This is a genomic window from Curtobacterium sp. MCLR17_051 (genome assembly GCF_003234395.1).
In the GTDB taxonomy this organism is placed as follows: Bacteria; Actinomycetota; Actinomycetes; order Actinomycetales; family Microbacteriaceae; genus Curtobacterium; species Curtobacterium flaccumfaciens.
Genome location: NZ_QKTA01000004.1, coordinates 89,619 through 115,056 on the forward strand (window position 1 = coordinate 89,619; position 25,438 = coordinate 115,056).

At 67.9% G+C, this 25,438-nt stretch carries 21 protein-coding genes; 8 read left to right on the top strand and 13 right to left on the bottom strand.

The features are described 5' to 3' along the window. Positions 1-56 precede the first annotated feature (56 nt). The 8 genes from DEJ06_RS05720 to dnaA form a co-directional block, all read right to left on the bottom strand. The gene (locus DEJ06_RS05720; RefSeq protein WP_027466922.1) at positions 57-464 is read right to left on the bottom strand and encodes a DUF3566 domain-containing protein; all 408 of its coding nucleotides are present in this window, start codon (positions 462-464) and stop codon (positions 57-59) included. Next, positions 457-3,114, bottom strand: a complete 2,658-nt coding sequence (gene gyrA / locus DEJ06_RS05725; RefSeq protein ID WP_071404135.1) for a DNA gyrase subunit A — start codon at positions 3,112-3,114, stop codon at positions 457-459. Before gyrA ends, DEJ06_RS05720 begins: the two co-directional genes overlap by 8 nt. 114 nt (positions 3,115-3,228) lie before the next feature. Beyond that, positions 3,229-5,232 (bottom strand): DNA topoisomerase (ATP-hydrolyzing) subunit B, encoded by a 2,004-nt coding sequence (gene gyrB / locus DEJ06_RS05730; protein WP_071404134.1) that lies wholly within the window; start codon positions 5,230-5,232, stop codon positions 3,229-3,231. Between the two features lie 133 nt (positions 5,233-5,365). Then, positions 5,366-5,866, bottom strand: coding sequence for a DUF721 domain-containing protein (locus DEJ06_RS05735; RefSeq protein ID WP_027466919.1), 501 nt, complete (start codon positions 5,864-5,866; stop codon positions 5,366-5,368). Then, positions 5,866-7,170, bottom strand: a complete 1,305-nt coding sequence (gene recF, locus DEJ06_RS05740) for a DNA replication/repair protein RecF (RefSeq protein WP_111038688.1) — start codon at positions 7,168-7,170, stop codon at positions 5,866-5,868. Before recF ends, DEJ06_RS05735 begins: the two co-directional genes overlap by 1 nt. A 31-nt stretch (positions 7,171-7,201) precedes the next feature. Continuing rightward, the gene (gene gnd, locus DEJ06_RS05745) at positions 7,202-8,089 is read right to left on the bottom strand and encodes a phosphogluconate dehydrogenase (NAD(+)-dependent, decarboxylating) (RefSeq protein ID WP_110863683.1); all 888 of its coding nucleotides are present in this window, start codon (positions 8,087-8,089) and stop codon (positions 7,202-7,204) included. Between the two features lie 71 nt (positions 8,090-8,160). Continuing rightward, positions 8,161-9,306: a DNA polymerase III subunit beta gene (gene dnaN / locus DEJ06_RS05750; protein ID WP_027466916.1), complete on the bottom strand. Its 1,146-nt coding sequence runs from the start codon at positions 9,304-9,306 to the stop codon at positions 8,161-8,163. Between the two features lie 407 nt (positions 9,307-9,713). Next, positions 9,714-11,168 (bottom strand): chromosomal replication initiator protein DnaA, encoded by a 1,455-nt coding sequence (gene dnaA, locus DEJ06_RS05755; protein ID WP_071404155.1) that lies wholly within the window; start codon positions 11,166-11,168, stop codon positions 9,714-9,716. 514 nt (positions 11,169-11,682) lie between these two features. Here dnaA and rpmH point away from each other — a divergent pair. The 8 genes from rpmH (at position 11,683) to DEJ06_RS05795 (ending at position 16,672) form a co-directional block, all read left to right on the top strand. After that, positions 11,683-11,820 (top strand): 50S ribosomal protein L34, encoded by a 138-nt coding sequence (gene rpmH, locus DEJ06_RS05760; protein ID WP_022889115.1) that lies wholly within the window; start codon positions 11,683-11,685, stop codon positions 11,818-11,820. A gap of 47 nt (positions 11,821-11,867) precedes the next feature. Next, on the top strand, positions 11,868-12,218 hold the full coding sequence (gene rnpA, locus DEJ06_RS05765) for a ribonuclease P protein component (RefSeq protein ID WP_111038689.1): 351 nt from the start codon (positions 11,868-11,870) through the stop codon (positions 12,216-12,218). Continuing rightward, the gene (gene yidD, locus DEJ06_RS05770) at positions 12,215-12,595 is read left to right on the top strand and encodes a membrane protein insertion efficiency factor YidD (RefSeq protein ID WP_017887819.1); all 381 of its coding nucleotides are present in this window, start codon (positions 12,215-12,217) and stop codon (positions 12,593-12,595) included. Before rnpA ends, yidD begins: the two co-directional genes overlap by 4 nt. An 8-nt stretch (positions 12,596-12,603) precedes the next feature. After that, on the top strand, positions 12,604-13,572 hold the full coding sequence (gene yidC, locus DEJ06_RS05775) for a membrane protein insertase YidC (protein WP_111038690.1): 969 nt from the start codon (positions 12,604-12,606) through the stop codon (positions 13,570-13,572). After that, positions 13,573-14,073 (top strand): R3H domain-containing nucleic acid-binding protein, encoded by a 501-nt coding sequence (locus DEJ06_RS05780; RefSeq protein ID WP_110863687.1) that lies wholly within the window; start codon positions 13,573-13,575, stop codon positions 14,071-14,073. Beyond that, positions 14,070-14,729, top strand: coding sequence for a 16S rRNA (guanine(527)-N(7))-methyltransferase RsmG (gene rsmG / locus DEJ06_RS05785; RefSeq protein ID WP_071404128.1), 660 nt, complete (start codon positions 14,070-14,072; stop codon positions 14,727-14,729). The genes DEJ06_RS05780 and rsmG overlap by 4 nt, the downstream gene beginning before the upstream one ends. 81 nt (positions 14,730-14,810) lie before the next feature. Next, the gene (locus DEJ06_RS05790) at positions 14,811-15,704 is read left to right on the top strand and encodes a ParA family protein (RefSeq protein WP_269149421.1); all 894 of its coding nucleotides are present in this window, start codon (positions 14,811-14,813) and stop codon (positions 15,702-15,704) included. Next, positions 15,704-16,672: a ParB/RepB/Spo0J family partition protein gene (locus DEJ06_RS05795; protein ID WP_111038691.1), complete on the top strand. Its 969-nt coding sequence runs from the start codon at positions 15,704-15,706 to the stop codon at positions 16,670-16,672. The genes DEJ06_RS05790 and DEJ06_RS05795 overlap by 1 nt, the downstream gene beginning before the upstream one ends. 625 nt (positions 16,673-17,297) lie before the next feature. Here the strand turns inward: DEJ06_RS05795 and DEJ06_RS05800 are convergent. The 5 genes from DEJ06_RS05800 to DEJ06_RS18485 form a co-directional block, all read right to left on the bottom strand. Beyond that, positions 17,298-18,260, bottom strand: coding sequence for a D-alanine--D-alanine ligase (locus DEJ06_RS05800; protein WP_111038692.1), 963 nt, complete (start codon positions 18,258-18,260; stop codon positions 17,298-17,300). Positions 18,261-18,319: 59 nt separating this feature from the next. Then, complete coding sequence (locus tag DEJ06_RS05805) at positions 18,320-19,624, bottom strand: PLP-dependent aminotransferase family protein (RefSeq protein ID WP_111038693.1); 1,305 nt, start codon at positions 19,622-19,624, stop codon at positions 18,320-18,322. A 150-nt stretch (positions 19,625-19,774) separates the two neighbouring features. Then, a complete protein-coding gene (gene trxA / locus DEJ06_RS05810; protein WP_017887828.1) occupies positions 19,775-20,101 on the bottom strand; it encodes a thioredoxin in 327 nt (108 codons plus the stop codon). A gap of 66 nt (positions 20,102-20,167) precedes the next feature. Then, positions 20,168-21,166, bottom strand: a complete 999-nt coding sequence (gene trxB / locus DEJ06_RS05815; RefSeq protein ID WP_110863691.1) for a thioredoxin-disulfide reductase — start codon at positions 21,164-21,166, stop codon at positions 20,168-20,170. 94 nt (positions 21,167-21,260) lie between these two features. Then, entirely contained in the window at positions 21,261-25,403 is a 4,143-nt protein-coding gene (locus DEJ06_RS18485) for a DUF6049 family protein (RefSeq protein ID WP_220036484.1), read from the bottom strand. Positions 25,404-25,438: the final 35 nt, after the last annotated feature.

The following is a 25,438-nucleotide window of genomic DNA, read 5'->3' on the forward strand; positions in this document are numbered from 1 at the left end:
ACCGTACGATCCCGCCGGAACGAAATCGAGCAGTGGGCCCATCCGGCCCGGGTGTGTCAGTTGTTCGTGAAGCCCACGAGCAGACCGCCCGTGATCCGAACACTGAGGTTGTAGAGCACGCTCACGATGGCGCCGAGCACGGTGCCGACGACCACGTTGAGGATGCCCACGACGATGGAGAACCCGAGGACCTGGCCCAGCGAGAACTGGTCCATGATCGAGTAACTGTTCTGCCCGGTGACGTCCTTCAACAGGGCGTCGACCTGGGTGAACACACCCGTCTGGTTGAGGATGACCCACACCAGTGCCGTGGCGACCACGATCACGATGCTGCCGGCCAGGGCGATGAGGAAGCTCAGCTTCACCATCGACCAGAAGTCGACGTAGACCAGTCGCAACCGCACCTGGCGGGTGCCGACGGGTCGCTTCGCCTTCTTCTGGAGCTTCTCGGCGACACTACTCATTGCTTGACTGGTCCTCTCCGGCCTCGTCTGCGACGGGCTCGGTGTCGATGGGATCAGTGGAATCCGGGGCCGCTTCGGCTGGGCTGACCGTCTCCACCGGGCCCGCGGGCTCGATCTCGGCGTCGTCCTGGTCGTCCAGGTTCCGCTCGGTGTTCCGGGCCACCGCGATGATCCGGTCGTTCTCCGCGAACCTCGCGAAGACGACGCCCATCGTGTCACGGCCCTTGGCAGGGACCTCGGCCACGGCAGACCTTACCACCTTGCCCGATTGCAGCACGACGAGCACCTCGTCGTCCTCGCCGACGATGAGAGCGCCCACAAGATCGCCTCGGTCGAGCGCCAACTTGGCCACCTTGATGCCCAGACCACCACGGCCCTGCACCCGGTACTGGTCGACCGCGGTGCGCTTGGCGTAGCCACCCTCGGTCATCACCCAGACGAAGCCGTCGTCGGAGACGACCCGGGCCGCGAGCAGCGAGTCGCCGTCGCGGAAGGACATGCCCTTCACACCCGAGGTCGAGCGACCCATCGGACGCAGGGTGTCGTTCGTCGCCGTGAACCGGAGCGACATGCCCTGGCGGGACACCAGGAGCAGGTCGTCGTGCTCGTCGACGAGCAGCGCCTGGCGGAGCTTGTCACCGTCGCGCAGGTTGATCGCGATGATGCCGCCGGTGCGGTTCGTGTCGTACTCGGTGAGCGCGGTCTTCTTGACCAGACCGTGCTCGGTCGCGAGGACGAGGTACTGCGCCACCTCGTAGTCGCGGATGTCGAGCACCTGCTGGATCTGCTCGTCGGGCTGCATCGCGAGCAGGTTCGCGACGTGCTGGCCCTTCGCGTCGCGGCCGGCCTCCTGCAGCTCGTACGCCTTGGCGCGGTAGACCCGGCCCTGGTCGGTGAGGAACAGGAGCCAGTGGTGCGTCGTCGTGACGAAGAAGTGCTCGACGATGTCGTCGGCGCGGAGCTGGGCCCCACGGACACCTCGACCGCCACGGTGCTGCGAGCGGTACTGGTCGCTGCGCGTGCGCTTGACGTAGCCACCGCGGGTGATGGTGACGACCATCTCCTCTTCGGGGATCAGGTCTTCCATCGACATGTCGCCGTCGTAGCCGAACATGATCTCGGTACGGCGGTCGTCGCCGAAGCGGTCGACGATCTCGCTCAGCTCGTCGCGGATGATCGAGCGCTGGCGGCTCTCGGATCCGAGGATGTCCTGGAAGTCGGCGATCTTGCGCTCGAGCTCTTCGGCCTCGTCGTGGATCTTCTGACGCTCGAGGGCGGCGAGACGACGGAGCTGCAGCTCGAGGATCGCGCGCGCCTGGATCTCGTCGACGGACAGCAGGTCCATCAGGCCGGTGCGGGCCTCTTCGACGTCGGGCGAGCGGCGGATGAGCGCGATGACCTCGTCGAGGGCGTCGAGCGCAGCCAGGTAGCCGCGCAGGATGTGGGCGCGCTTCTCGGCCTCACGCAGCCGGAACTGCGTGCGGCGGACGATGACGTCGACCTGGTGGGCGACCCATGCCGAGATGAAGCCGTCGAGCGGCAGGGTACGGGGCACCCCGTCGACGATCGCGAGCATGTTCGCGCCGAAGTTCTCCTGCAACTGGGTGTGCTTGTACAGGTTGTTCAGCACGACCTTGGCGACGGCGTCACGCTTCAGCACGATCACCAGGCGCTGCCCGGTGCGGCCGGAGGTCTCGTCACGGATGTCGGCGACACCGGCGAGCTTGCCGTCCTTGACCAGCTCGGCGATCTTGATCGCCAGGTTGTCGGGGTTGACCTGGTACGGCAGCTCGGTGACGACGAGGCAGGTGCGACCCTGGATCTCCTCCACCGACACCACGGCACGCATCGTGATCGAGCCACGGCCGGTGCGGTAGGCGTCCTGGATGCCCTTGGTGCCGAGCACCTGCGCACCGGTCGGGAAGTCCGGTCCCTTGATGCGCTGCATGAGCGCGGCGAGCAGCTCTTCGCGGGTGGCGTCGGGGTTGTCGAGCGCCCACTTTGCACCCTCGGCGACCTCGCGCAGGTTGTGCGGCGGGATGTTCGTGGCCATGCCGACCGCGATGCCGACGGAGCCGTTGACGAGCAGGTTCGGGAACCGGGCCGGCAGGATCGCCGGCTCCTGCGTGCGGCCGTCGTAGTTGTCCTGGAAGTCGACGGTGTCCTCGTCGATGTCGCGGACCATCTCGAGCGCGAGCGGCGCCATCTTCGTCTCGGTGTACCGCGGGGCGGCCGCGCCGTCGTTGCCGGGCGAACCGAAGTTGCCCTGGCCGAGCGCGAGCGGGTACCGGAGCGACCACGGCTGCACCAGGCGGACGAGGGCGTCGTAGATCGCCGAGTCACCGTGCGGGTGGAACTGGCCCATGACGTCACCGACGACGCGGGAGCACTTCGAGAACGCACGGTCCGGACGGTAACCGCCGTCGAACATCGCGTAGATCACACGGCGGTGCACCGGCTTCAGGCCGTCGCGGACCTCCGGCAGGGCACGACCGACGATGACCGACATCGCGTAGTCGAGGTACGAGCGCTGCATCTCGAGCTGCAGGTCGACCTGCGAGATGCGGTCACCGGAGACGACGATGTCCCCGCTGTCGCCGTGGACGATCTCGGGCTGCTCGTCGGCGCCGTTCTCGTTGTCGTCAGCCATGTGGCTTCGTTCCCTTTCTGGACAGCCTGGAGGCTGTGGTTCCGTTGGTCGCGCCGGGCGCGACCACAGGTGGTCAGGACTGGTCGACGCGGCTCACGCCGCGCCTCCTGGCCGTTAGATGTCGAGGAAGCGGACGTCCTTGGCGTTCTGCTGGATGAACTGGCGCCGTGCGTCGACGTCCTCACCCATCAGGGTCGAGAAGGTGCTGTCGACCGCAGCCGCGTCCTCCAGCGTGACCTGCAGGAGCGTGCGGGTGTCCGGGTTCATCGTGGTGTCCCAGAGCTCCTTGTAGTCCATCTCGCCGAGGCCCTTGTAGCGCTGGATCCCGTTGTCCTTCGGGATGCGCTTGCCGGCTGCGAGGCCGGCCTGCATCAGGGCGTCGCGCTCCCGGTCGCTGAAGACGTACTCGTGCGCCGAGTTCGACCACTTCAGGCGGTACAGCGGCGGCTGCGCGAGGTACACGTAGCCGTGCTCGATGAGCGGACGCATGTAGCGGAAGAGCAGCGTGAGCAGCAGCGTGGTGATGTGCTGGCCGTCGACGTCGGCATCGGCCATCAGCACGATCTTGTGGTACCGGGCCTTGTCCGGGTCGAAGTCCTCACCGATGCCGGCACCGAACGCCGTGATCATCGACTGGATCTCCTGGTTGGCGAGGGCGCGGTCGAGCCGGGCCTTCTCGACGTTCAGGATCTTGCCGCGCAGGGGCAGGATCGCCTGGGTCATCGGGTTGCGGCCCTGCACGGCGGAACCGCCGGCGGAGTCACCCTCGACCATGAAGATCTCCGACACCGTCGGGTCCTTCGACTGGCAGTCCTTGAGCTTGCCGGGCATGCCGCCCGACTCGAGCAGCCCCTTGCGGCGGGTGGTCTCGCGCGCCTTGCGGGCGGCGAGCCGCGCCTGCGACGCCTGGATCGCCTTGCGGACGACGTCGCGTGCCTGCGTCGGGTTGCTCTCGAACCAGTGGGTCAGCTCGGTGCCGACGACGCGCTGCACGAACGACTTCGCCTCGGTGTTGCCGAGCTTGGTCTTCGTCTGCCCCTCGAACTGCGGCTCGCCGAGCTTCACGGAGATGACGGCCGTCAGCCCTTCGCGGATGTCGTCACCCGTGAGGTTGTCGTCCTTCTCCTTGATGATCTTCGTCTCGCGCGCGTAGCGGTTGACGAGGGTCGTGAGCGCGGCACGGAAGCCCTCTTCGTGGGTGCCGCCCTCGTGCGTGTTGATCGTGTTCGCGAAGGTGTGGACGCTCTCCTGGTACGAGGTGTTCCACTGCATCGCGACCTCGAGCGCGATCTTGCGCTCCGGGTCCTCGGACTCGAAGCCGATGACGTCCGGGTGGACGAGGTCGGCCTTCTTCTGCGCGTTGATGTACTCGACGTAGTCGGCGAGACCACGCTCGTACATGAAGGTGTCGTTGCGGGCCTCTTCCCCTTCTTCCGGGGCGCGCTCGTCGCGGAGGTTGATCCGCAGGCCCTTGTTCAGGAAGGCCATCTGCTGGAACCGGGTGCGCAGGGTCTCGTAGTCGAAGACGACGGACTCGAAGATCTCGGCGTTCGGCCAGAACGTGATCGTCGTGCCGGTCTCGTCGGTCTCTTCGTCCTTGGAGACGGGCGCGACAGGCACACCGTCGGTGTAGCTCTGGCGCCAGACGTGGCCCTGGCGACGGACCTCGACGTCGAGCTCGGAGCTCAGCGCGTTCACGACCGACGAACCGACGCCGTGCAGACCACCGGAGACGGCGTAGCCGCCACCGCCGAACTTGCCGCCGGCGTGCAGGACGGTGAGGACGACCTGCAGGGTCGAGACCCCCTCGGCCGCGTGGACGTCGACCGGGATGCCACGGCCGTTGTCGACGACGCGGACGCCACCGTCTTCACGGATGCTCACGTCGATGGTGTCGCAGTACCCGGCGAGGGCTTCGTCGACGGAGTTGTCGACGATCTCCTGGACCAGGTGGTGCAGGCCGCGAGGGCCGGTCGAACCGATGTACATACCCGGGCGCTTGCGGACGGCCTCGAGCCCCTCGAGCACCTGAATCTGGTCTGCGCCGTAGGACGGTTCGCTCTGCGGGGTCTCCGCGCCGAGCGGGTTCTGCCGGTCGTCTTCAGATTCTGCTGCCATGTCGAGCGTGCTCCTGCCTGCGCGCGGAACGCCCGCGCACTGCACCTCCCAGTCTACCGCAGAGCCCCCTCTTTCGAGGGCTCATCTGCCCCGCAGACGGGCTTTTCTGGCACTCCAGGATGATTTCGTCGCCTCAACCGTAGGTGTCGCGAGGACCGCGCCCCTGGACCGTCCTGGGGCCGCGTTTCCACGTGGGGGCGTCCGGGCCGGAAACCCTGATCGACTCGACCCCGGCTTCGGGGTGCCGTTCCGCGATGGTCGTCGTGACCGTCGCACGCATCAGTCGGAGCTGGGTCGCCCAGGCCGTCGAGTCGCACCGGATGACGAGTGCGCCGTCCTCGATGGTCACCGGTCGGGAGTGCTTCGCCAGCTCCTCGCCGACGACGCTCGGCCAGTCCACGAAGAGCTCAGAGCGGGCGAGGGGTTCCGTCCAACCGAGTTCCTGGGCGAGCGAACCGACGATGTCCGCGAGGCCCTTCGGCTCGCGGCCGCGCCCGTACGGCACGGTGTCGGCGTCGAACTCGCGGGCACGGCGGCGGCGGGCATCGGTGCCGCGCTTGGACGGGTCGCCGAACACCGCGCGCAGGTGGCGGTAGACCTGCGAGGGTTCGGTGGGCTTGCGGGGCTTCGGCATCAGGCTTCGGCTTCGGTCGGGTCCGTGTTGCTGTCCGCGACGGTCGCGTCCGTCTCGTCCGTCGCGTCGATCGCGTCGGTCCCGTTCGTCGCGTCCGTCGCGTCCGTCGCCGGACTGGAGGCCCGGGTCGCGTCCGTCTCGTCGGTCACGATCGTGCCCGCCTCGATCCGCACGGTGTGCGCCGCCAGCTTCCCGGGCACGTCACCGAAGACCGCGGCCGTGATGAGCACCTGCTCGTAGTCGGCGACGGCGTTCGCCAGCCGTTCCCGCCGCGATTCGTCGAGTTCGGCGAAGACGTCGTCGAGGATGATGATCGGGTCGCCCAGGTTCGACTCGGCGCGCAGGATCGAGGCGCTCGCGAGCTGGATGGCCAGCGCGAAGGACCAGGATTCGCCGTGACTCGCGTACCCGCGGGCTGGTAACCCGTTGAGCTGGAACAGAACGTCGTCCCGGTGCGGCCCCACGAGGGTGAGCCCGCGGTCGAGTTCGTCACGGCGACGACGCTCGAGGGCAGCCGCGAACGCTTCGGCAGCCGACGCGACCGTGACGGGCTCGTCGGGGGTCCCGAGCACGGGGTCGGTCGCCGCCGCGGACTCGGGGTCACCACCGCGGATCGACAGGACGCCGGTGATCGAGGCGTCGTGGTGCTCGCCGGCGACGGTCGCGTAGGCCTCCGCCACGAAGGGTGCGAGCCGCCGGGTCAGGTGGTCACGCGCCGCGACGATCTCGGCGCCGAGTCCGACGAGCCGGTCGTCCCAGACGTCGAGCGTCGACAGGGCGTTCGCCTTCGCGCCGGTGGCACGGGCCGACTTGAGCAGGGTGTTCCGCTGCCGGAGCGTGCGGTCGTAGTCGGCGAGCACGCCCTGCATCCGCGGTGCGATCTGGCCGAGCAGCTCGTCGAGCATCCGGCGTCGCCCAGCCGGCTCGCCCCGCACGAGGGCGAGGTCCTCCGGGGCGAAGAGCACACTCGTGCAGTAGCGCGGAAGCTCCCGCGGCTTGATCGCCGACCGGTTGACCTGCGCACGGTTCGCACCGGTGCGGTTGATCTGCACCTCGGCGAGGATGCTGCGGTCCTCGTGCGCGAGTCGGGCCCGGACGATCGCGGCGTCACATCCCTGACGGACGAGCGCTGCGTCGGTGGGGACGCGGTGCGAGCCGAGGGTGGAGAGGTAGCCGATCGCCTCGACCAGGTTGGTCTTGCCCTGTCCGTTGCGTCCGACGAACAGGTTCGGCCCGCGTGCGAGGTCGACGTCCGCCTCCCGGTAGTTCCGGAAGTCGGTCAGTTGGAGATGGTCGACGTGCACGCGGGCCGAGTCCGGGTTCCCCCGGGAAGTCCTAGGACTTCTTGACGGCGTGACCGCCGAACTGGTTGCGGAGCGCCGCGACGGCCTTCATCGTCGGCGAGGCGCTGCCCTGACGCGAGACGAAGCGCGCGAAGATCGACGCCGAGAGCGCCGGCATCGGCACCGCGAGCTCGATGCCCTCTTCGAGCGTCCAGCGGCCCTCACCCGAGTCCTCGACGTAGCCCTCGAGCTCGTCGAGCTTCGGGTCCTCGTTCAGCGCGAGCACCATCAGGTCGAGCAGCCAGGAACGGACGACCGTTCCGCGCTGCCAGCCGGCGAACACGGCGGGGACGTCGGTGATCAGGTCCTTGGCCTCGAGGAGCTCGTAGCCCTCGCCGTACGCCTGCATGATCGCGTACTCGATGCCGTTGTGGACCATCTTCGCGTAGTGGCCGGCGCCGATCGGGCCGGCGTGCGAGAAGCCCTCTTCACGGGGACCCTCGGGACGCAGCGCGTCGAACACGGGCATCGCGAACTCGACGTCCGCGGCGTCACCGCCGACCATGAGGCCGTAGCCGTTGTCCTTGCCCCAGACACCACCGGAGACGCCGGCGTCCATGTAGCGGATGCCGCGCGCAGCGAGCTGCTCGGCGTGCGTGGTGTCGTCCAGCCACTTCGAGTTGCCACCGTCGATGACCAGGTCGCCCTCGCCGAGGACACCGGCCAGGTCGGTGATCACGTCGTCGGTGATCTTGCCGTGCGGGACCATGACCCACACGAGACGCTTGCCCTCCGGGAGGGCAGCGGCGAGGGCGCCGAGGTCGGCGACGTCCGAGACGGCGGGGTTGGCGTCGTACCCGGTGACCTCGATCCCTGCGTTGCGGAGACGGGCACGCATGTTGTTGCCCATGCGACCAAGGCCGACAAGACCGATGTGCATGATTTCCTCTTCTGTTCGTCGTCGCGCTGATGCTGCCGGTGGTGTGCGCCAGCGCAGGTTGCCTGTTGCGCCTATCGCAGCAGCAGGTTCGGCTGCAGCAGGTACCGGTATCCATCGGTCGCTGCGGCCTCTTGCGAAGTCTGGCCGGTGATCAGCACCGGGCCCGGCTTGTTGGGGTTCTCCGTCTTGGTGAAGGAGATGCGGACGAACTCGGAGTGCACCGCGTTCAGCCCGTCCAGGAGGAAGGCGGGCTTCAACGAGACCACCGTTTCCTCGCCGGTCAACAACGCACTGATCGACTCTGACGCCTGCGCTTGTTCGGATCCGATCGCCTCGAGCGTGAGCCCGTCGACCGTGAAGGAGAACCGGAGCGCCGCTTCGCGCTCCAGGACGAGGGAGACCCGTCGGACCGCCTCGACGAGCTCCGCGGTGTTGATCACTGCGTGGTCGTTGACGGTCTCGGGGAAGAGCCGCCGGACCGGCGGGTAGTTGCCCTTGATGAGCAACGACGTCACGGTCTTGTCGTCGGCGTGGAACGCGATGAGCTCGCGGTCGGAGTTGCCGCTGATCGAGACCGACACCGTGGACGCCGAACCGAACGTGCGGCCGACCTCCTGCAGGGTGCGGGCCGGGACCAGTGCGTGCAGGGGGTCCGAGCCGACTCGGCCGGAGTCCCACGCGATGGTGCGGACGGCGACGCGGTAGCGGTCCGTGGCGATGAGGGAGAGGTCGTTGTCGCCGACCTCGAGCTGCACGCCCGTGATGACGGGGGTGACGTCGTCGCGGCTGGCGGCGACGGCGACCTGGGACACCGCTTCGGAGAACGCGTCGCCGGGGATCACACCGGTCTGCGGGCCGATCTCCGGCAGCGTCGGGTACTCCTCGACGGGCATGGACAGCAGCGTGAAGTGCGCCGATCCGCAGGAGACGGAGATCTTGGCGTCCTCGGTGGTGAACGACACGGGGGCGTTCGGCAGCCGGCTCGCGATGTCGTTCAGCAGTCGACCGGAGACCAGGACCGTGCCCGGCTCGTCGATCTGGGCCGAGATGGACGTCTGTGCCGACACCTCGTAGTCGAACGACGAGAGCGTCAGACGATCTCCGTCGGCGTGGATCAGGACGCCCGACAGGATCGGGAGGGTCGTGCGCTGCGGGAGGAGCTTCACTGCGAAGGAGACGGCTTCGGAGAAGACGTCCCGGTTGACCTCGAACTTCACAGCTGGAACCCCTGTCGATCGGCTTGGACTGTCCGGCCGCCCCATTCTGGCACAGGCGGACGGGGGCCGGATTTCTTGTCATCCCGCCGTCCACAAGGTTGTCCCGCGGAGATTGATCGTTAACCAGGAGTAATGGTGTTAACGCCTGTGCACACTGTGGATAACCCTGTGCATCCCGCTCCGCAGTAGGGAACTACACGCTTGTGACTTGTGAGCGGTGTGTGAGCGTTAACGGGATGAATGAATCTCATCTATCCACTTCCATCCCCAGTCTCCACAGGCGACCCCCCACCTGTGTACAACCGGGCGGCGTGTCCTCCACAGTTATCCACAGGCTATCCACACTGTGAGAAGTCCGGCCCATGGAACCGTCTCAGATGGTGGATGGGGCCGGGAACGGGCCGATCTCAGCGGTAACGGCGGTCCTGCTTGATGCGGCTGGTGAGCTCGGTGACCTGGTTGTAGATCGACCGACGCTCCTTCATCAGCTCGGTGATCTTCTTGTTCGCGTACATCACCGTGGTGTGGTCGCGGTTGCCGAACAGCTGCCCGATCTTGGGCAGGGACAGGCTCGTCAGCTCACGGCACAGGTACATCGCGATCTGTCGTGCCGTGGCGATCGCCTGGGAGCGGGACGACCCGTACAGGTCGTCGACGGAGAGCTTGAAGTACTCCGCGGTGTGGTTGATGATGTCGGTCGGCGCGACGACGTTGTCCTCGTCGAGGGTGATCAGGTCCTTGAGGACCGTCTGCACCAGGGCCATGTCCACGGCCGTCCGGTTCAGGCTCGCGAACGCGGTGACCCGGATCAGGGTGCCCTCGAGCTCGCGGATGTTGCTCGACACCTTCGACGCCATGAACTCGAGGATGTCGTCGGGCACCTGCAGGTGGTCGGACTGTGCCTTCTTGCGGAGGATCGCGATGCGCGTCTCGAGCTCGGGCGCCTGCACGTCGGTGATCAGGCCCCACTCGAAGCGCGATCGCATCCGGTCCTCGAACCCGGTCAGGTGCTTCGGCGCGACGTCGGACGTGATGACGACCTGCTTGTTGTGGTCGTGCAGCGTGTTGAACGTGTGGAAGAAGGCCTCCTGCGTGGAGTCCTTCCCCTGCAGGAACTGGATGTCGTCGATCAGCAGGATGTCGATGTCGCGGTACCGCTGCTGGAACTGGTTCGAGCGGTTGTTCGCGATCGAGTTGATGAAGTCGTTGGTGAACTCCTCGCTCGACACGTACCGGACGCGGATCCCCGGGTAGAGGCTCTCGGCGTAGTGCCCGATGGCGTGGAGCAGGTGGGTCTTGCCCAGCCCGGAGTCCCCGTAGATGAAGAGCGGGTTGTAGGCCTTGGCCGGTGCCTCGGCCACGGCGACCGCTGCGGCGTGGGCGAACCGGTTCGACGACCCGATGACGAAGTTGTCGAAGTTGTACTTCGGGTTGAGTCGCGACTCGGGCCGACCGCTGGTGCCGGGAGAGTCGATCTGGCTCGGGACGAACGGCGCCTCGATGTACTGGCGCGGAGCGGCACTCTGCTCGACGGCTTCCTGCACGGGCTCGGCGTACTCGGGGACGTTCGGGTCCACCCGCGGCTCCGACGCCATGTCGGGGTTGACCGTGATCGCGAAGTTCGCGACCGAGTCGTCACCGATGCGACCGACCGCCTCGGTGATCGGGATCCTGATGCGCTGTTCGAGCATGCCCCGGGTCAGGTCGTTCGGGACCTCGAGGTACAGGGTGCCGGCGAGCACGCCCTTCGGCTCGACCAGGTTCAGGAACCCGTGGAGCTGCGGCGTGATGCGGGGGTCCTCGGCGAGGAGTCCGAGTACGGATGACCAGAGGTCCTCGACGGGGTCGGCCGGCATCGTCATGTCGCGCTCGTCTCCAGGGGTCGTGTCGTGCGTTCGCTGTCGGACGAGGGTGCGTCCTGCGGGGTCGGACATGCCGTGGCGTCCTCGGCGACCGCACTCGGGACCAGGTCGTCGCCGGCGGATCGTCGGTGGCTCCGGGGGCTTCGTCGACGCCTCGTTGCCGCGGAGGTTCCCACAGGGTTGTCCACAGTGTTGTCCACGACCACCTCGAGCCGTCCGACAGGAGTACTTCCCTGTCGTACCGGCCATCGGGGCGATCGATCACACCACTGTAAAGGACCGGACCGAGTCCCACCGAACGGAAGTTGTCCCCAATGTGGAGAATGGGCTCGAGCAGCGGCAGAACCGACGGCACCGACGCAACCGGTCCGGGCGGGGTTTGACCTGCTCGCCGCTGTCACGTACCGTTAACCAGTTGACTGCGGCCCTTTGGTCGCGCCCATCTGCGTCGTTCGACACCCGGACGGCTACACATACGTGACGGCTCGCCGCGAGCAGCCGTGTGGAGAACATCATGAGCAAGCGCACCTTCCAGCCGAACAACCGCCGCCGCGCCAAGAAGCACGGCTTCCGCCTCCGCATGCGGACGCGTGCCGGCCGCGCCATCCTGTCGGCGCGTCGCGCCAAGGGCCGTACCGAGCTCTCGGCCTGATCAGGCTCATCGCCTGATCCGGTCCTCGGTCTGACCCCGGCGTCGCAGTGTTGGCCAGCGCCAACCGCATCGTGCGCGGGGATGACTACCGGAACGTCGTGCGTCGTGGTCGCAAGAGCGCCACGGCGCACGTCGTCGTGTCCGTGGTCCGTCAGCCGGTCGACCGCAACGGACCGACGCGGTTCGGCTTCATCGTCGCGAAGACGGTGGGGAACGCCGTGACCCGGAACCTGATCAGGCGGCGGCTCAAGGCGATCGCGCACGACCTGCTCGCCGAGAACCCCCAGGGCTTCGACGTGGTGGTCCGTGTACTGCCAGCCGCATCGCAGGCCGGATGGCCTACCCTGCTCGAAGACGTCACGCGCTCCTTCGCGCGCGGGGTGGAGAAGGCAGCATGAACCGCACTCTGTGGACCCGGCTTGCCTGGGTCATCGCGTTGCTCCCACGCAACGCGTGCGTCGTCGTGCTCCGGGCCTACCGTGCGGTGATCTCCCCGCTGTACGGCAACGTCTGCCGCTACCACCCGTCGTGCTCTCGGTACGCCCTCGACGCGATCCAGCAGTACGGCGTCGTCCGCGGATCCGCCATGGGCGCCTGGCGCATCGCCCGTTGCAACCCCTGGGCTGCTGGTGGCATCGACGACGTCAAGGAACGCCGTCACCCGTTCGTCGTCAACCGGTTCGGGTTCGTCCTCGCGCCGATCCCGCAGCAGCCGCACCCCGCGGTCGGAACGGCCCGGCCGGTCCTGCTCCCCCAGCGCACTCGAAAGGCGTAGCCGTCCCCATGGACATCATCGGATTCGTCCTCTGGCCGCTCAAATGGGTGGTCTCGGCCATCCTCGTCGGCTTCCACTGGATCTTCGAGAACATCGGCATGGACCCGAATGAGGGCATCACGTGGGTGCTCTCGATCATCTTCCTGACGTTCGTGGTGCGCGCAGCGCTGATCCCGATCTTCGTCCGGCAGATCAAGTCGCAGCGCCGCATGCTCGAGGTCGCGCCGCAGCTGAAGAAGATCCAGGACAAGTACAAGGGCAAGAAGGACCAGTTCTCGCGTGAGGCCATGAGCCGCGAGACGATGGCGCTCTACAAGGAGACCGGGACCAACCCGCTCAGCTCCTGCCTGCCGCTGCTGCTGCAGATGCCGATCTTCTTCTCGCTGTACTCGGTGCTGCACGAGGCCCAGATCAACCAGAAGGGCATCGGCCTGCTGACGAACGACCTCGCGGCGTCGTTCGGCAACGCGGCCCTGTTCGGTGCGCCCCTGCACGAGACGTTCACGAACGCCTCCGGGTGGGAGGTCCGTGCGATCGCGGGCTTCATGATCGTCGTGATGACGGCGTCGCAGTTCATCACGCAGCTGCAGCTCGTCGCCAAGAACATGTCGCCGGAGACCAAGGAGTCTCCGATGTACCGCCAGCAGAAGATGATGCTGTACATCCTCCCGCTGGTCTTCGTGATCTCGGGTCTGAGCTTCCCCCTCGGCGTCATGTTCTACTGGCTGGCCTCGAACCTCTGGACGATGGCGCAGCAGTACTTCGTCATCCGCAGCATGCCGACCCCCGGCTCCGAAGCCGCTCTGGCTCGTGAAGCCCGCCTGGCCAAGAAGGCACAGCGTCGCGGCACCGCCACCCCGGTCCTGGCCGAGGCCGGTGCCGGCGCCGGTGCGACGGAGATCGAGCCCGTGCGCGTCACCACCCAGCGTCAGCAGCCGGTCGGCAAGCAGCGCCAGAAGAAGAACGGGAAGAAGTAAGTGACCGAGCAGGACACCGCAGGCGCCGTCGAGACGACGGAGACCGAGACCGAGGACGCCCGCGACGAGGCGGACATCGCAGCGGACTACATCGAGGAACTCCTCGACATCTGCGACCTCGACGGCGACATCGAGATCGAGGAACGCGCCGGTCGGGTGTACCTGTCCGTCACCGATGACGGCGAGGCACTCCGCGTGCTGTCGAAGCCCGACACCGTGACGGCGCTGCAGGAGCTCACCCGGATCGCCGTGCAGGCCGAGACCGGCGAGTTCAGCCGGCTCATCCTCGACGTCGGTGGCTCGCGGGACGCCCGTGCTGACGAGCTCCAGCGGCTCGTGGACACGGCTGTCGAGCGCATCGAAGCCGGTTCGTCGTCGGCTGCGCTCCCCCCGATGTCGTCGTACGAACGCAAGCTCGTGCACGACCTGGTCGCTGAGAAGGGCTTCCACTCGGAGTCCGAGGGTGAGGGTCGGGACCGCCACACGGTCGTCACCCGATGACGGACGCACCCGTCCCGACCGAGGCAGCACCGGTGCTCGAGGCTGAGCCCGCGGCGGCTGCAGCACTCTTCGGTGACCAGATCGAGGTTGCGCGCTCGTTCACCAACGAGCTTGCGCGGCGGGGTGAGGAGCTGGGCCTGATCGGACCGCTCGAGCTGCCCCGCCTTTGGACGCGACACATCCTCAATTCTGCGTTGCTCGCACCCCTCCTGGAGGCCCGGGGTCGCGTTGCCGACGTCGGTTCAGGTGCAGGATTGCCGGGTCTCGTGCTCGCGATCGCCCGTCCGGACGTTGAGTTCGTCCTCATCGAGCCGATGGAGCGCCGGACGGATTGGCTTCGCAGTGAGTCTGATCGGCTCGGCCTGCAGAACGTCACGGTGCTCCGTGGCCGTGCTGAGGACGTAGCGGACGACGTCGTGGTCGACCAGGTCACCGCACGCGCCGTCAGTGCCCTGTCGAAGCTCATCCCTCTCACCGTGCCGCTGGTTCGCTCCGGCGGCCAGCTCATCCTGATGAAGGGTGCGCGGGTCGACGAAGAGATCGAGAAGGCCCGCAAGGTCATCCTTCGGAAGCGCCTCTCTGATGTCGAGGTGCTCGAGCTCGGAGAAGGTGTGGTCGACGAGACCACCCGCGTCTTCCGGGCTACAGTTGACTGACGCTGCGGCTCGGGCCGGGTCATCCGGCCGCCAGTGGCTCCGCGTTCCACGTGAAACATCGAACCGGGGAAGAGGCACTCGTTGAGTTCATCGACCGACTACGACGCGTCGACACCGCTCGCTCGGGAGATCGCCGACCTGAATCGCCGCCGGCGCGCGATCGCCACGCAGCAGTTCCCGCTCCCTTCCGAGACACGGATCATCACCGTCTCGAACCAGAAGGGTGGCGTCGGCAAGACGACGACGACCGTCAACCTGGCAGCGGGCCTCGCCCATGGCGGCGCTCGTGTCTTGGTCATCGACCTGGATCCGCAGGGTAATGCCTCGACCGCGCTTGGCGTCGATCACCAGGCGGAGGTCGCGAGCATCTACGACGTGATCGTCGACGAGGCACCCATGGCCGACACCGTGCAGGCCTCCCCCGAGTCGGACACCCTCTGGTGTGTGCCGGCCACCATTCACCTCGCCGGCGCCGAGATCGAGCTCGTGTCACTGGTGGCACGTGAGCAGCGTCTCCGGACCGCGCTCGACATGTACCTGCAGTCGCTGGACGAGCCGTACCACTACGTCTTCATCGACTGCCCGCCGTCACTGGGTCTGTTGACGATCAACGCCTTCGTTGCCGCGCAGGAGGTGCTCATCCCGATCCAGTGCGAGTACTACGCGCTCGAAGGACTGAGCCAGCTGCTGCGGAACATCGAGTTGATCGAGCGACACCTCAACCCGAACCTCCGAGTCTCTACAATCCTGCTGACCATGTACGACGGTCGCACGAACCTGGCGAACCAGGTGGCGAACGACGTCCGGGAGCACTTCGGTGACCAGGTCCTCAAGGCGATGATCCCGCGCTCCGTCCGCGTGAGCGAAGCACCGAGCTACGGCCAGAGCGTCGTCGCCTACGACGTGAACTCCACCGGGTCGCTGTCCTACCTGGAAGCGGCCGCCGAGATCGCAGCACGAGGAGCGAAGCACTGATGGCACCGAAGCGAACCGGACTCGGCCGAGGCATCGGCGCCCTGATCCCGACGGCGACCGATCAGCAGGACCGTCCCGTCGACGTGTTCTTCCCGACCGGTGGCTCGCCGGCATCCGCTCCGACGGCGGACGAGCTGGTGGCCGTGCCGGGGGCTCGTCTCGCAAACCTCAATCCGCTGGACGTGATCCCGAACGCGCAACAGCCGCGGAAGGAGTTCCGCGAGGAGGAGCTCCAGGAGCTCGTGCACTCGATCCGCGAGATCGGTGTCCTGCAGCCCATCGTCGTCCGGCCGATCCCCGGCGCGACGGGCACCGAGCCCCAGTACGAGCTCATCATGGGTGAGCGCCGTCTGCGGGCCACGAAGGAACTCGGCCTGAGCACGATCCCCGCGATCGTGAAGGACACCCCCGACGACGCGATGCTGCGCGACGCCCTGCTCGAGAACCTCCACCGGGCGCAGCTCAACCCCTTGGAAGAGGCATCGGCGTACCAGCAGCTCCTCGCCGACTTCGGGATCACCCAGGAACAGCTCGGGCAGCGCATCGGTCGATCGCGCCCGCAGATCACGAACACCATCCGACTCCTGCGCCTCCCCTCCCCCGTGCAGCGGCGGGTGGCCGCAGGCGTCCTCTCTGCCGGACACGCGCGCGCCATCCTCGCCGCTCCGGACGCCGAAGCGATGGAGTACCTGGCCGAGAAGATCGTCAACGAGGACCTGTCTGTCCGTGCTGCCGAGGCGATCGCGCAGCAACTCTCCGCGAAGACGCCGCCGGCGAAGCCGAAGACCGAACCGTCGAAGCGTCAGGCGCACTTCAACGATCTCGCTGAGCGGCTCGGCGACCGCCTGAACACGCGGGTGAAGATCGCGGTCGGTGCTCGCAAGAGTTCCGTCACGATCGACTTCGCGAACGGCGACGACCTCAACCGGATCCTCGGTGAGCTCGGGGTAGAGGACCTCGAGGGCTGAACCAGCCTGTGCGCGGCGTTGTGCGGCGCTGTGAGCCCCTGCGACGGTCGGGCTGGGGTCGGCGCACCTGCGACTCAATCCGGCAGCTCTGGTGGCAACACAGCGTGCCCGACGCGGCCGCTCCAGCAGTGAGGGTGGTTGGCCTCAGGTGAGATGGTGTCGACGTGACCACCATCGGCTCGCCCTTCATGCCAGCGATCCGAGGGACGTTCTTCCGAGCGGTCGACCCGAGGTTCCGTGAGATCGCTCTGGAGGGATCGCGTTCCGCCAGCCGCTACTGCAGAGCGGACGATCCGACGCGCTACGTCGGATTGCGAGTTGAGGGAGTCGAAGCTTCGATGCTTGCGAACAAGGGCGTGCGGTAGCGAAACGTTGAGATTGACGTCAAGGCCTCTCCGATCGTCTGTTCACGCGGTTCGGGCGCCTCGGGGCCCGCCGAACGCGCCGGGCGCCAACGCCGGCGCTGAGTGAGGATCCTCACGGCGAGATGTCCCACGTGGAACAGCTCGCCTCGCGAAGCAGGGAAGTCACTCAATGCCGTCGTTCCACGTGGAACATCTCGGCCCGTTCGAGGGGCAGGTGCAGAGCACGTGCCGGTGTTCCACGTGGAACATCGGCTGCAGGGTCAGGCGCGGTGGTCCCGGATGGCCTGCTCGGCGAGCTCGGCGTAGGTCCAGCCGAGGTCGAACCCGGACGCGGACAGCGCCTGCGGCAGCAGTGACGTCTCGGTGAGCCCGGGGAGCACGTTCGCCTCGAGGAACCAGGGCGTCCCAGCCCCGTCGATGATCAGGTCGACGCGGGACAGATGCCGGAGTCCCAGAGCCACGTGCGCGGCAACCGCAGCCTCCGCGGCTGCTCCGGCGAACTCGTCGGACAGTCGTGCGGGGGTGTAGAAGGTCGTCTCCCCCGCGTTGTAGCGCGCTTCGAAGCCGTAGATACCGTTGCGCGGCACGATCTCCACGGCGGAGAGCGCCACGGGGCCGTCTCCGGTGTCGATGATCCCCACGGCGACCTCGGTGCCACGGATGAGCTGCTCGACCACGACGTCGTCGCAGTACGTGTACGCCGTCACCATGGCCCGGGGCAGGTCCTTGACGTCATCGACGAGGGTCACGCCCTGCGCACTTCCGCCGCGCGCCGGCTTCACGGCGAGCGGTACCGGGTGCTCGGTCGCGATGGCCTCGAGGACGCCGACAGCGCCGAGCTCGCGGAACACGTCGTGGGAGAGCGTCACCAAACGAGGGGTACGGACGCCGGCGCGGGCGACCAGCGCTGACGCCGTCGGCTTGTCCCATGCCAACCGGGCCGACGTCGAACGTGAGCCGACGAACGGGATGTCCACGGCCTCCAGGATGCCCCGCAGGGCCCCATCCTCACCGGAGGCGCCGTGCAGGGCCGGCCACACAACGTCCGGGCGTGAATCGGCGAGAGCCGGCAGGAGCATCGCGTCGGCGTCGCGCAGGTCCACCTGCCAGCCGTAGCCGGTCAGTGAGTCGGCGACCCGACGACCGGAGCGGAGGGAGACATCTCGTTCGTGCGAGATGCCTCCGGCGACGACGACGACGTGACGACGGGTGAGCTCGGCCATGCGGGGTCCTCCGGTGTGGAACTGCGGTGCTGTGCGATCAGTACCGAGGAAAGCGCTGATCAGGAGATGTTCGGGGGCGGTGCACTGACGGACGACGTCTCGCGGACCACGGTGTTCGGGCGGGTCGTCGGGCCGAACGTCTCGATCAGTTCGAGCTCGTCGTTGACGACGTTGGCGAGTCGCTTGACGCCCACCCGGATCTGCTCGGGCGTCGGGTAGCAGAACGACAGACGGATGTGTCCGCCGCCGCGTCCGTCGGCGTAGAAGGCCGTGCCGGGCGTGTAGGCCACGAGCTCCTTGACCGCGCGCGGCAGCATGCCCTTGGAGTCGAGTGACTCGGGCAGGGTCAGCCACACGAAGAAGCCGCCGTTCGGCTTCGTCCAGGACAGGTCGGGCAGGAACTCCCCCAGTGCGGACAGCATGGCGTCACGGCGCTCGGCGTAGATGCCCCGGAAGGTGTCGACCTGACCCTTCCAGTCCGCGGCGTCGAGGTACGCGTTCACGACGTACTGGCCGAAGGAGTTCGGCGCGAGCACGGCCGATTCGTTGGCGAGCACGAGCTTCTCGCGGATGGCGTGCGGTGCGAGCGCCCAGCCGACGCGGAAGCCCGGTGCGAGGGTCTTCGAGAAGGAGCCGAGGTACACCACGCCCTCTTCGTCGATCGATCGGATCGCCTGCGGCGCCGGCTCGTCGAACCAGAGGAGCCCGTACGGGTTGTCCTCGAGCACGAGGATGTTGTTCGACCGGCAGATGTCGAGCACCTCGATGCGGCGCTCGCGGCTCATCGTGACGCCTGCCGGGTTGTGGAAGTTCGGGATCGTGTAGAGGAACTTGATTCGCTTGCCCTGGGCGCGGAGGTTCGCGATCGCTTCGCGCAGCGCCTCGGGGACGAGACCGAGCTCGTCCGTCGTGATGTGCACCGTCTCGGCCTGGTACGACCGGAAGACCCCGATCGCGCCGACGTAGGAGGGCGACTCGGCGAGCACGACGTCACCCGGATCGATGAAGAGCCGTGTGACGAGGTCGAGGGCGTGCTGCGAGCCCGTGGTGACCACGACGTCCTCGGCGCTGGCACGGATGCCCTCGAGGCTCATGACGTCCACGATGTGCTCACGGAGGGACCGCAGGCCCTGTCCGCCGCCGTACTGGAGCGCCATGGCGGAGTGCTCGTTCATGACACGGTCCAGGGAGCCCGTGACGAGCTCTCTGGGGAGCGCGGAGACGAACGGCATGCCACCGGCCAACGAGACCACTTCGGGGCGCGAGGCGACGGCGAACAGTGCTCGGACCTCGGAGGCGCTCAGCCCGGCGGTGCGCTGGGCGTAGGAGTCGTACCAGGGGTCGAGGCTGTTGCCGTTCGTCATCGAGTGCTCCGTTCAGTGGGACATTCCCGCCACACTACGACATCGGCCCGGGGAACCAGGGTTCCGCGACGGGGCCGATCGTCATCCGGTGGCTCCGGACGAGAACGGCCCCGCTCTCCGGGGAGAGCGGGGCCGTTCGGGTGGAGCGACCTACGCGAGGAACTCGGCGAGGTCGGCCTCGAGCGCGGGCTTCGGCTTGGCGCCGATGACGGTCTTGACGACCTCGCCGCCCTTGAAGACCTTCATCGCCGGGATCGACGTGATCTGGTAGTTCATGGCGGACTGGGGGTTGTCGTCCACGTTGAGCTTCACGATCTCGATCTTGCCGGCGTGCTCTTCGGCGATCTGGTCGAGGATCGGCGAGACCGCGCGACACGGGCCACACCACTCGGCCCAGAAGTCGACCAGGATCGTCTTGTCGGACTTGAGGACCTCGTCCGAGAAGGTGGCGTCGGTGACAGCCTTGGCGTTGGACATGTGTGCTCCTTCGAGAAGTCGTTCAGGGGGTACAACGGCGATGCCGTCGTGGTATTCCGAGGCGGGTCAGGCCCGGGCGGCGATGACGTCGACCATGGCGGGCTCGGTCGGGGCGACGCCCTCGGCCTCGTCCGTCAGTGCGTCGTCGAGCTCGGCGAGGTACTTCTCGGCGTCGAGCGCGGCGACCGTGCCCGAACCGGCAGCCGTGATGGCCTGACGGTAGGACGGGTCGATGACGTCACCGGCGGCGAAGACACCCGGCAGGTTGGTCTTCGACGAACGGCCCTGGACGGCGATCGTGCCCTCGGGCGCGATGTCGATCTGGCCGTGGATCAGGTGCGTGCGCGGGTCGTTGCCGATCGCGATGAACAGGCCGTCCAGCGCGAGCTCGGACTCCTCGCCCGTCACGGTGTCCTTGAGCGTGACACCCTCGACCGCGGTGTCACCCGTGATGCCGGTGACCTCCTTGTTCCAGGCGAACTCGATCTTCGGGTCGTTCATCGCGCGGTCCTGCATGATCTTCGACGCACGCAGGGAGTCCTTGCGGTGGATGACCGTCACCTTGTCGGCGAAGCGGGTGAGGAACGTTGCCTCTTCCATCGCGGAGTCGCCACCACCGACGACAGCGATGTTCTTCTGTCGGAAGAAGAAGCCGTCGCAGGTCGCGCACCACGAGACACCGTGGCCGGACAGGCGCTCTTCGTCGGGGAGCCCGAGGTGACGGTAGGCCGAGCCGGTGGCGTAGATGACCGCGAGGGCCTCGTACGTCTCGCCGGAGCCGACGGTGACCTTCTTGACCTTGCCGGTGAGGTCGACGGAGACGGCGTCGTCGTACAGGACCTCGGCACCGAACTTCTCGGCCTGTTCCTGCATCTTGATCATGAGGTCGGGGCCCTGGATCCCCTCGGGGAAGCCCGGGAAGTTCTCGACCTCGGTCGTCTTGGTGAGTTCACCGCCCGTCTCGACACTGGAGGCGACGATGAGCGGCTTGAGCTCTGCGCGCGCTGCGTAGATGCCGGCGGTGAACCCGGCCGGGCCGGAACCGATGATGATGAGCTGGCGCATGCCTGATTGCCCTTCCGTTGCGTCTGACCGGGTCAACCCATCGTACCGGCGAGGCATTCCACACGCCCCGTAAGCGTGCGGTGCCCGGCAGGGATCAGCGGCCGAGCTTGCTGCGGAGCATCCGGACGGCGTTGCCGATCTCGCCGTTCTTCGCGACGACGAGGGCTCCGAAGTACACGGCTGCCATCACCGCGCCGGCGAGGACGAGGGTGATGGCCGCTCCGGTGAAGTCGGCCATCGCGAAGCCGCTCGCCGAGAACGACCCGAAGAAGTTCACGACGAGGAGTCCCACGACGCCCGCGATGAGCGCGGCGATGACGAACTGCACGTGCGAACGGGTGACCACGGGTCCTTCGATGCCACCGAGCCGCTTGCGGACGAGCACCAGGGCGACGATCGTCTGCGCGGTGCCCGCGAGGGTGGTGCACGCTGCGATCGCGACGCCGATCGCCTCGTTCGGGAGCGTGCTGACCGCGAGGGCACCGATCACGAACAGCACCGACTGGACGCACTGCATGAGGAACGGCGTCCGGTGGTCGTGCATCGCCCAGAAGACGCGCTGGATGATGAACAACATGCTGAAGAGCACGAGCCCCGGCATGTAGGCCAGCAGGACCGCGCCGATCGACAGCGCCCCGTCGAAGGTGTTGGAGAACATGCGTCCGAACGGCACGGCGACGACCATCAGCGCGATCGAGGCGAAGACGGTGAACAGTCCGACGATCCGCAGCGAGAGCGACAGGTTCTTCCGCACAGCGTCGAGGTCGCCGCGTTCCGCGTCGTGGCTCATCCGTGTGAAGTACGCCGTCGCGATGGAGACCGTGATGATCGAGTGCGGCAGCATGAAGAGCAGCCAGGCGTTCTGCAGCACCGCGTTGCCCGCGGCACCGGAACCCAGCGATGCGACGCGTGACTGCACGATGCCGGCCAGCTGGGTGACGAGGATCATCGCGAACAGCCACCCCGCCGCGGTGCCCGTGGACTTCAGGCCGACGCCGCGCCAGCGGAAGTCAGGTCGGAAGCTCAGGCCAGCCCGGCGCCAGAAGAACGGCAGGAAGGCGGCCTGAGCGAGCACGCCCAGGGTTGCACTGCCGGCGAGGACGGCGATCTTGAGCGGAGTCCAGTCGTCGACGCCGGAGTTGGCGGCCCTGCCACCGAACATGGCGATGAAGACGACGAGCCCGGCGATCGAGATGACGTTGTTGATGAGCGGCGCCCACGTGAACGGGCCGAACACCTGCTTCGCGTTGAGGACCTCACCGAGCAGGGAGTACATCGCGTAGAAGAGGATCTGCGGCAGGCACCAGAACGCGAACGCGACCGCGAGGTCGATCTGACCGGGCGTGAACCCCTTGCCCTCGCCTGACGCGGTCTGCGCGTACACCTGCACGAGCAGTGGGGCGATCAGGGTCGCGACGACGGCGATGACGATGAACAGGGATCCGCCGAGCGTCACGATCTTGTTGACGTAGGCCGTGCCACCGTCGGTGTGCTGCTTCATCGCACGCACGATCTGCGGGATGAGCACGGCGGACAACAGGCCACCCGCGATCAGCGCGTAGATGTTGTTCGGGAGCTGGTTGGACACCGCGAACGCGTCCGCCGCCGGTGACTGCGTCTGCCCGATCGCGTACGCCAGCACGAAGGTCTTCGCGAAGCCGAGGATGCGCGACAGCATCGTGCCGGCGGCCAGCATCGCGCTCGCCCGGCCGAGGCTGCGCTCGGCGACCGGCTCGGCGTCGACGTCGGGCTGGGGCTGGCTGGTGCTGATGGTCGGCTCCTCGGGGTCGCGGTCGTCCGCGACGGTGTTGCGTGCGGCATCGGACGGGAGGCTCGGCTCGGCTCCGGCGCGCGCGATGGCGTCCTGCAGGAGGCTCTGGTCCACCGCCGCGGTCGCCGCTGCAGCCGGGGCTGCGGCCGCCGCTCCGGTGGCCGCGCCGGCCGTGGACGCGGCCACGCTGGGTGCGGGGGCCGCTCCGGAGCGGTGATCCGTGCCTCCAGGCCGGGTGGTGGACGCCTGCGCGCCCCCGACCGTCGGCTGGACCGCCAGGGGACGGTTCGGGTCGTCGTCGTCCTCGTCGTCGAGCTCGCCGTTGCGGCGGCGGATGCGCTTGCGGATGCTGCGGAAGATGCCGAAGCCGAAGATGCCGATCAGCGCGATCGCGGCGGCCGCGGTGATGACCGTCTCCCACTGCGCCTGCACGTTCAGCTCGACGGTCGCGGGCTGGGCCACGGCGACGCCGGTCGGGCTCGAGAGCGACATCGTCAACTCGACCTTGCCGTTCGCGACCGACTGCACGGGGACGGTGGCACGGGTGGAGGAATCGGGCTGGATCTCGACGACGATGTCGTTGCGGACCACCCGCAGCGCCGAGTTCGACGGCTGCACGGACAGGTGCACCGTGACCGGGTAGGCGGAGCTGTTGCGGATCGACACCGGCAGGGACGACCGGTCGCCGAGCAGGGTGAGGCTGCTCGAGTCGACGATGCCGACCTCGGTGGTGCTCTTCGCCCAGGCGGCCGTTCGGGCCTCCACCGCGGCGGCGAGCCCCTGGTCGTCGTCGCGCCACGCGTTCGAGGCGAGCGCGAGCAGACGGAGCCGAGCCGGGGCGGTCAGCTGGTTCGGGTCGCCGAGGATCGTCGCGAACGCGGAGAGCCCCTGTTCCCCCCGCACGAGTCGCTGCAGCTGGTCGATCCGGGCCTCGCCGGTGGACGCGCTGGCGAGCGTGAGCGACCCGGCGACGGCCTTCGAGGCGGTGGAGAGGTCGGCCGGGGCGACCCAGGCGGTGCTCTCGAGGGCGTCCAGCGCCTGGCTGAGCCGGGTGGAGTCGGACGGCCACTCGCGCCCGAGGGTCAGCAGGATCGGCCCCGTGGCAGTGGCGGCACGGGCCGAGGTGGCCAGCGTCGCGGTGAGCTCGGACATCGTCGACGACCAGGTCTGCCGGTCGGTGGTGGCGGCGGCTCGGCGGAGCATCGACGACATCGACTGGTCGGAGACGAGCACGTGGTCGTCGCCGATCTTCTCGGACGCGGTGATGGTGGTGTCCGCGCCGGCCGAGGTGTTGCCGCTCGAGACGATGGTGATCTTCGTGCCGGCACGCTCGAGGGCGGGCAGGTCGGCGGAGGACACCGTGCCCTCGGTCGGCCAGGCGATCGAGTCCATCGAGTACGGGAAGTCGAGCAGGGACTCCGTGGTCGGCAGCGTCTCCTGCGCCTGGTCGGTACCGTCGTCGGTCGTGGTGCCGCTCGAGGCCTCGGTGGGGGCCGGCGACGAGGTCTGCCCCGGTGTTGCCGTCGGAGTCGGTGCCGGGGTCTCGGCGCCGGGGAAGTTCTCGGACTTGACGGACTGGTCGAGGGAGATCGGCGCCAGGATGCCGTCGGACCCGGCCTGGCGCAGGCCGGTGACGTCGGCGTCGGCGTAGGGCAGCGCGAAGGTCTCGTTGCGCAGTCCTTCGAGACGCTGTAGCCAGGTGATCGCGCTCGACGGGGCGTTGTCGCCGAGGATCCGGATCGAGGCGATGATCCGCGGGTCGACGGCCACGGCGACGTTGTGGTCCTCGGCGGCGTCGAGCTGCTGCGTGAGCGTGCCGTCGACCGAGGTCGCGGCAGCGAGCACGGGCGCGGTGAGGATGCCGTCGGTCGACTTCGGCAGGGTGATCGGCATCGCGACGGAGACGCTGACCGGAGCCTGTTCGAAGTCCGGGTACCAGGTGATGGCGGAGCGGTCGACGGCGAAGGCGTCGCCCGCCGTGTACTCGGCCGCGATGCGCCGGGCGCCGAACGAGGAGTACCCGCCGAGCGCCACGTTGCCGGAGACGATCTCGACCGAGTCGATGGTGATCGATCGGTGCGCCGGGATCGCCGGGATGTCCACGGAGTCCATCGGGGCGCCGAGGTAACCGGTCGTGGTGGTGTCGCTGAGCCAACTCGCCAGGACGTCACGCGTGCTCACCGAGCGGAAGATGTCGAACTCCGCGGTGCCGGCCGGCAGCGCCGCGTCGGTGTCGTTCGTGACGGTGACCGACAGGGTGAGGTCCTGGTCGCGCTGGACGACGCCACGGTTCGCGGGGGCGATCGAGATGGTCGCCTTGCCCGCGTCTGCGGCGGCCGGATCGGCGACGTGGCTCTTGGCTGCGGACACTGTGGCGGCCGAGGCGTGATCGGTTGTGACGGGCGCGACGACCAGGCCGAGCGCGACGAGGGTCGACGCGGCTGCGGCGAGCGTGGTGCGGAGCATCTGCATACGGGGAGCGGGCCACGGGGTCGGTTCGG

Coding starts and splice junctions, on each gene's coding strand:
- trxA (WP_017887828.1), bottom strand. CDS start 20,101: ATGTCCAACGCCAAGGCTGTCACCGACGCCACCTTCTCGGACGAGGTC.
- dnaA (WP_071404155.1), bottom strand. CDS start 11,168: ATGACGATGCCGGCCGACCCCGTCGAGGACCTCTGGTCATCCGTACTC.
- gyrB (WP_071404134.1), bottom strand. CDS start 5,232: ATGGCAGCAGAATCTGAAGACGACCGGCAGAACCCGCTCGGCGCGGAG.
- DEJ06_RS05800 (WP_111038692.1), bottom strand. CDS start 18,260: ATGGCCGAGCTCACCCGTCGTCACGTCGTCGTCGTCGCCGGAGGCATC.
- DEJ06_RS05735 (WP_027466919.1), bottom strand. CDS start 5,866: ATGCCGAAGCCCCGCAAGCCCACCGAACCCTCGCAGGTCTACCGCCAC.
- gnd (WP_110863683.1), bottom strand. CDS start 8,089: ATGCACATCGGTCTTGTCGGCCTTGGTCGCATGGGCAACAACATGCGT.
- DEJ06_RS05795 (WP_111038691.1), top strand. CDS start 15,704: ATGGCACCGAAGCGAACCGGACTCGGCCGAGGCATCGGCGCCCTGATC.
- rsmG (WP_071404128.1), top strand. CDS start 14,070: ATGACGGACGCACCCGTCCCGACCGAGGCAGCACCGGTGCTCGAGGCT.
- DEJ06_RS18485 (WP_220036484.1), bottom strand. CDS start 25,403: ATGCTCCGCACCACGCTCGCCGCAGCCGCGTCGACCCTCGTCGCGCTC.
- DEJ06_RS05720 (WP_027466922.1), bottom strand. CDS start 464: ATGAGTAGTGTCGCCGAGAAGCTCCAGAAGAAGGCGAAGCGACCCGTC.
- trxB (WP_110863691.1), bottom strand. CDS start 21,166: ATGCGCCAGCTCATCATCATCGGTTCCGGCCCGGCCGGGTTCACCGCC.
- yidD (WP_017887819.1), top strand. CDS start 12,215: ATGAACCGCACTCTGTGGACCCGGCTTGCCTGGGTCATCGCGTTGCTC.
- gyrA (WP_071404135.1), bottom strand. CDS start 3,114: ATGGCTGACGACAACGAGAACGGCGCCGACGAGCAGCCCGAGATCGTC.
- yidC (WP_111038690.1), top strand. CDS start 12,604: ATGGACATCATCGGATTCGTCCTCTGGCCGCTCAAATGGGTGGTCTCG.
- DEJ06_RS05805 (WP_111038693.1), bottom strand. CDS start 19,624: ATGACGAACGGCAACAGCCTCGACCCCTGGTACGACTCCTACGCCCAG.
- rpmH (WP_022889115.1), top strand. CDS start 11,683: ATGAGCAAGCGCACCTTCCAGCCGAACAACCGCCGCCGCGCCAAGAAG.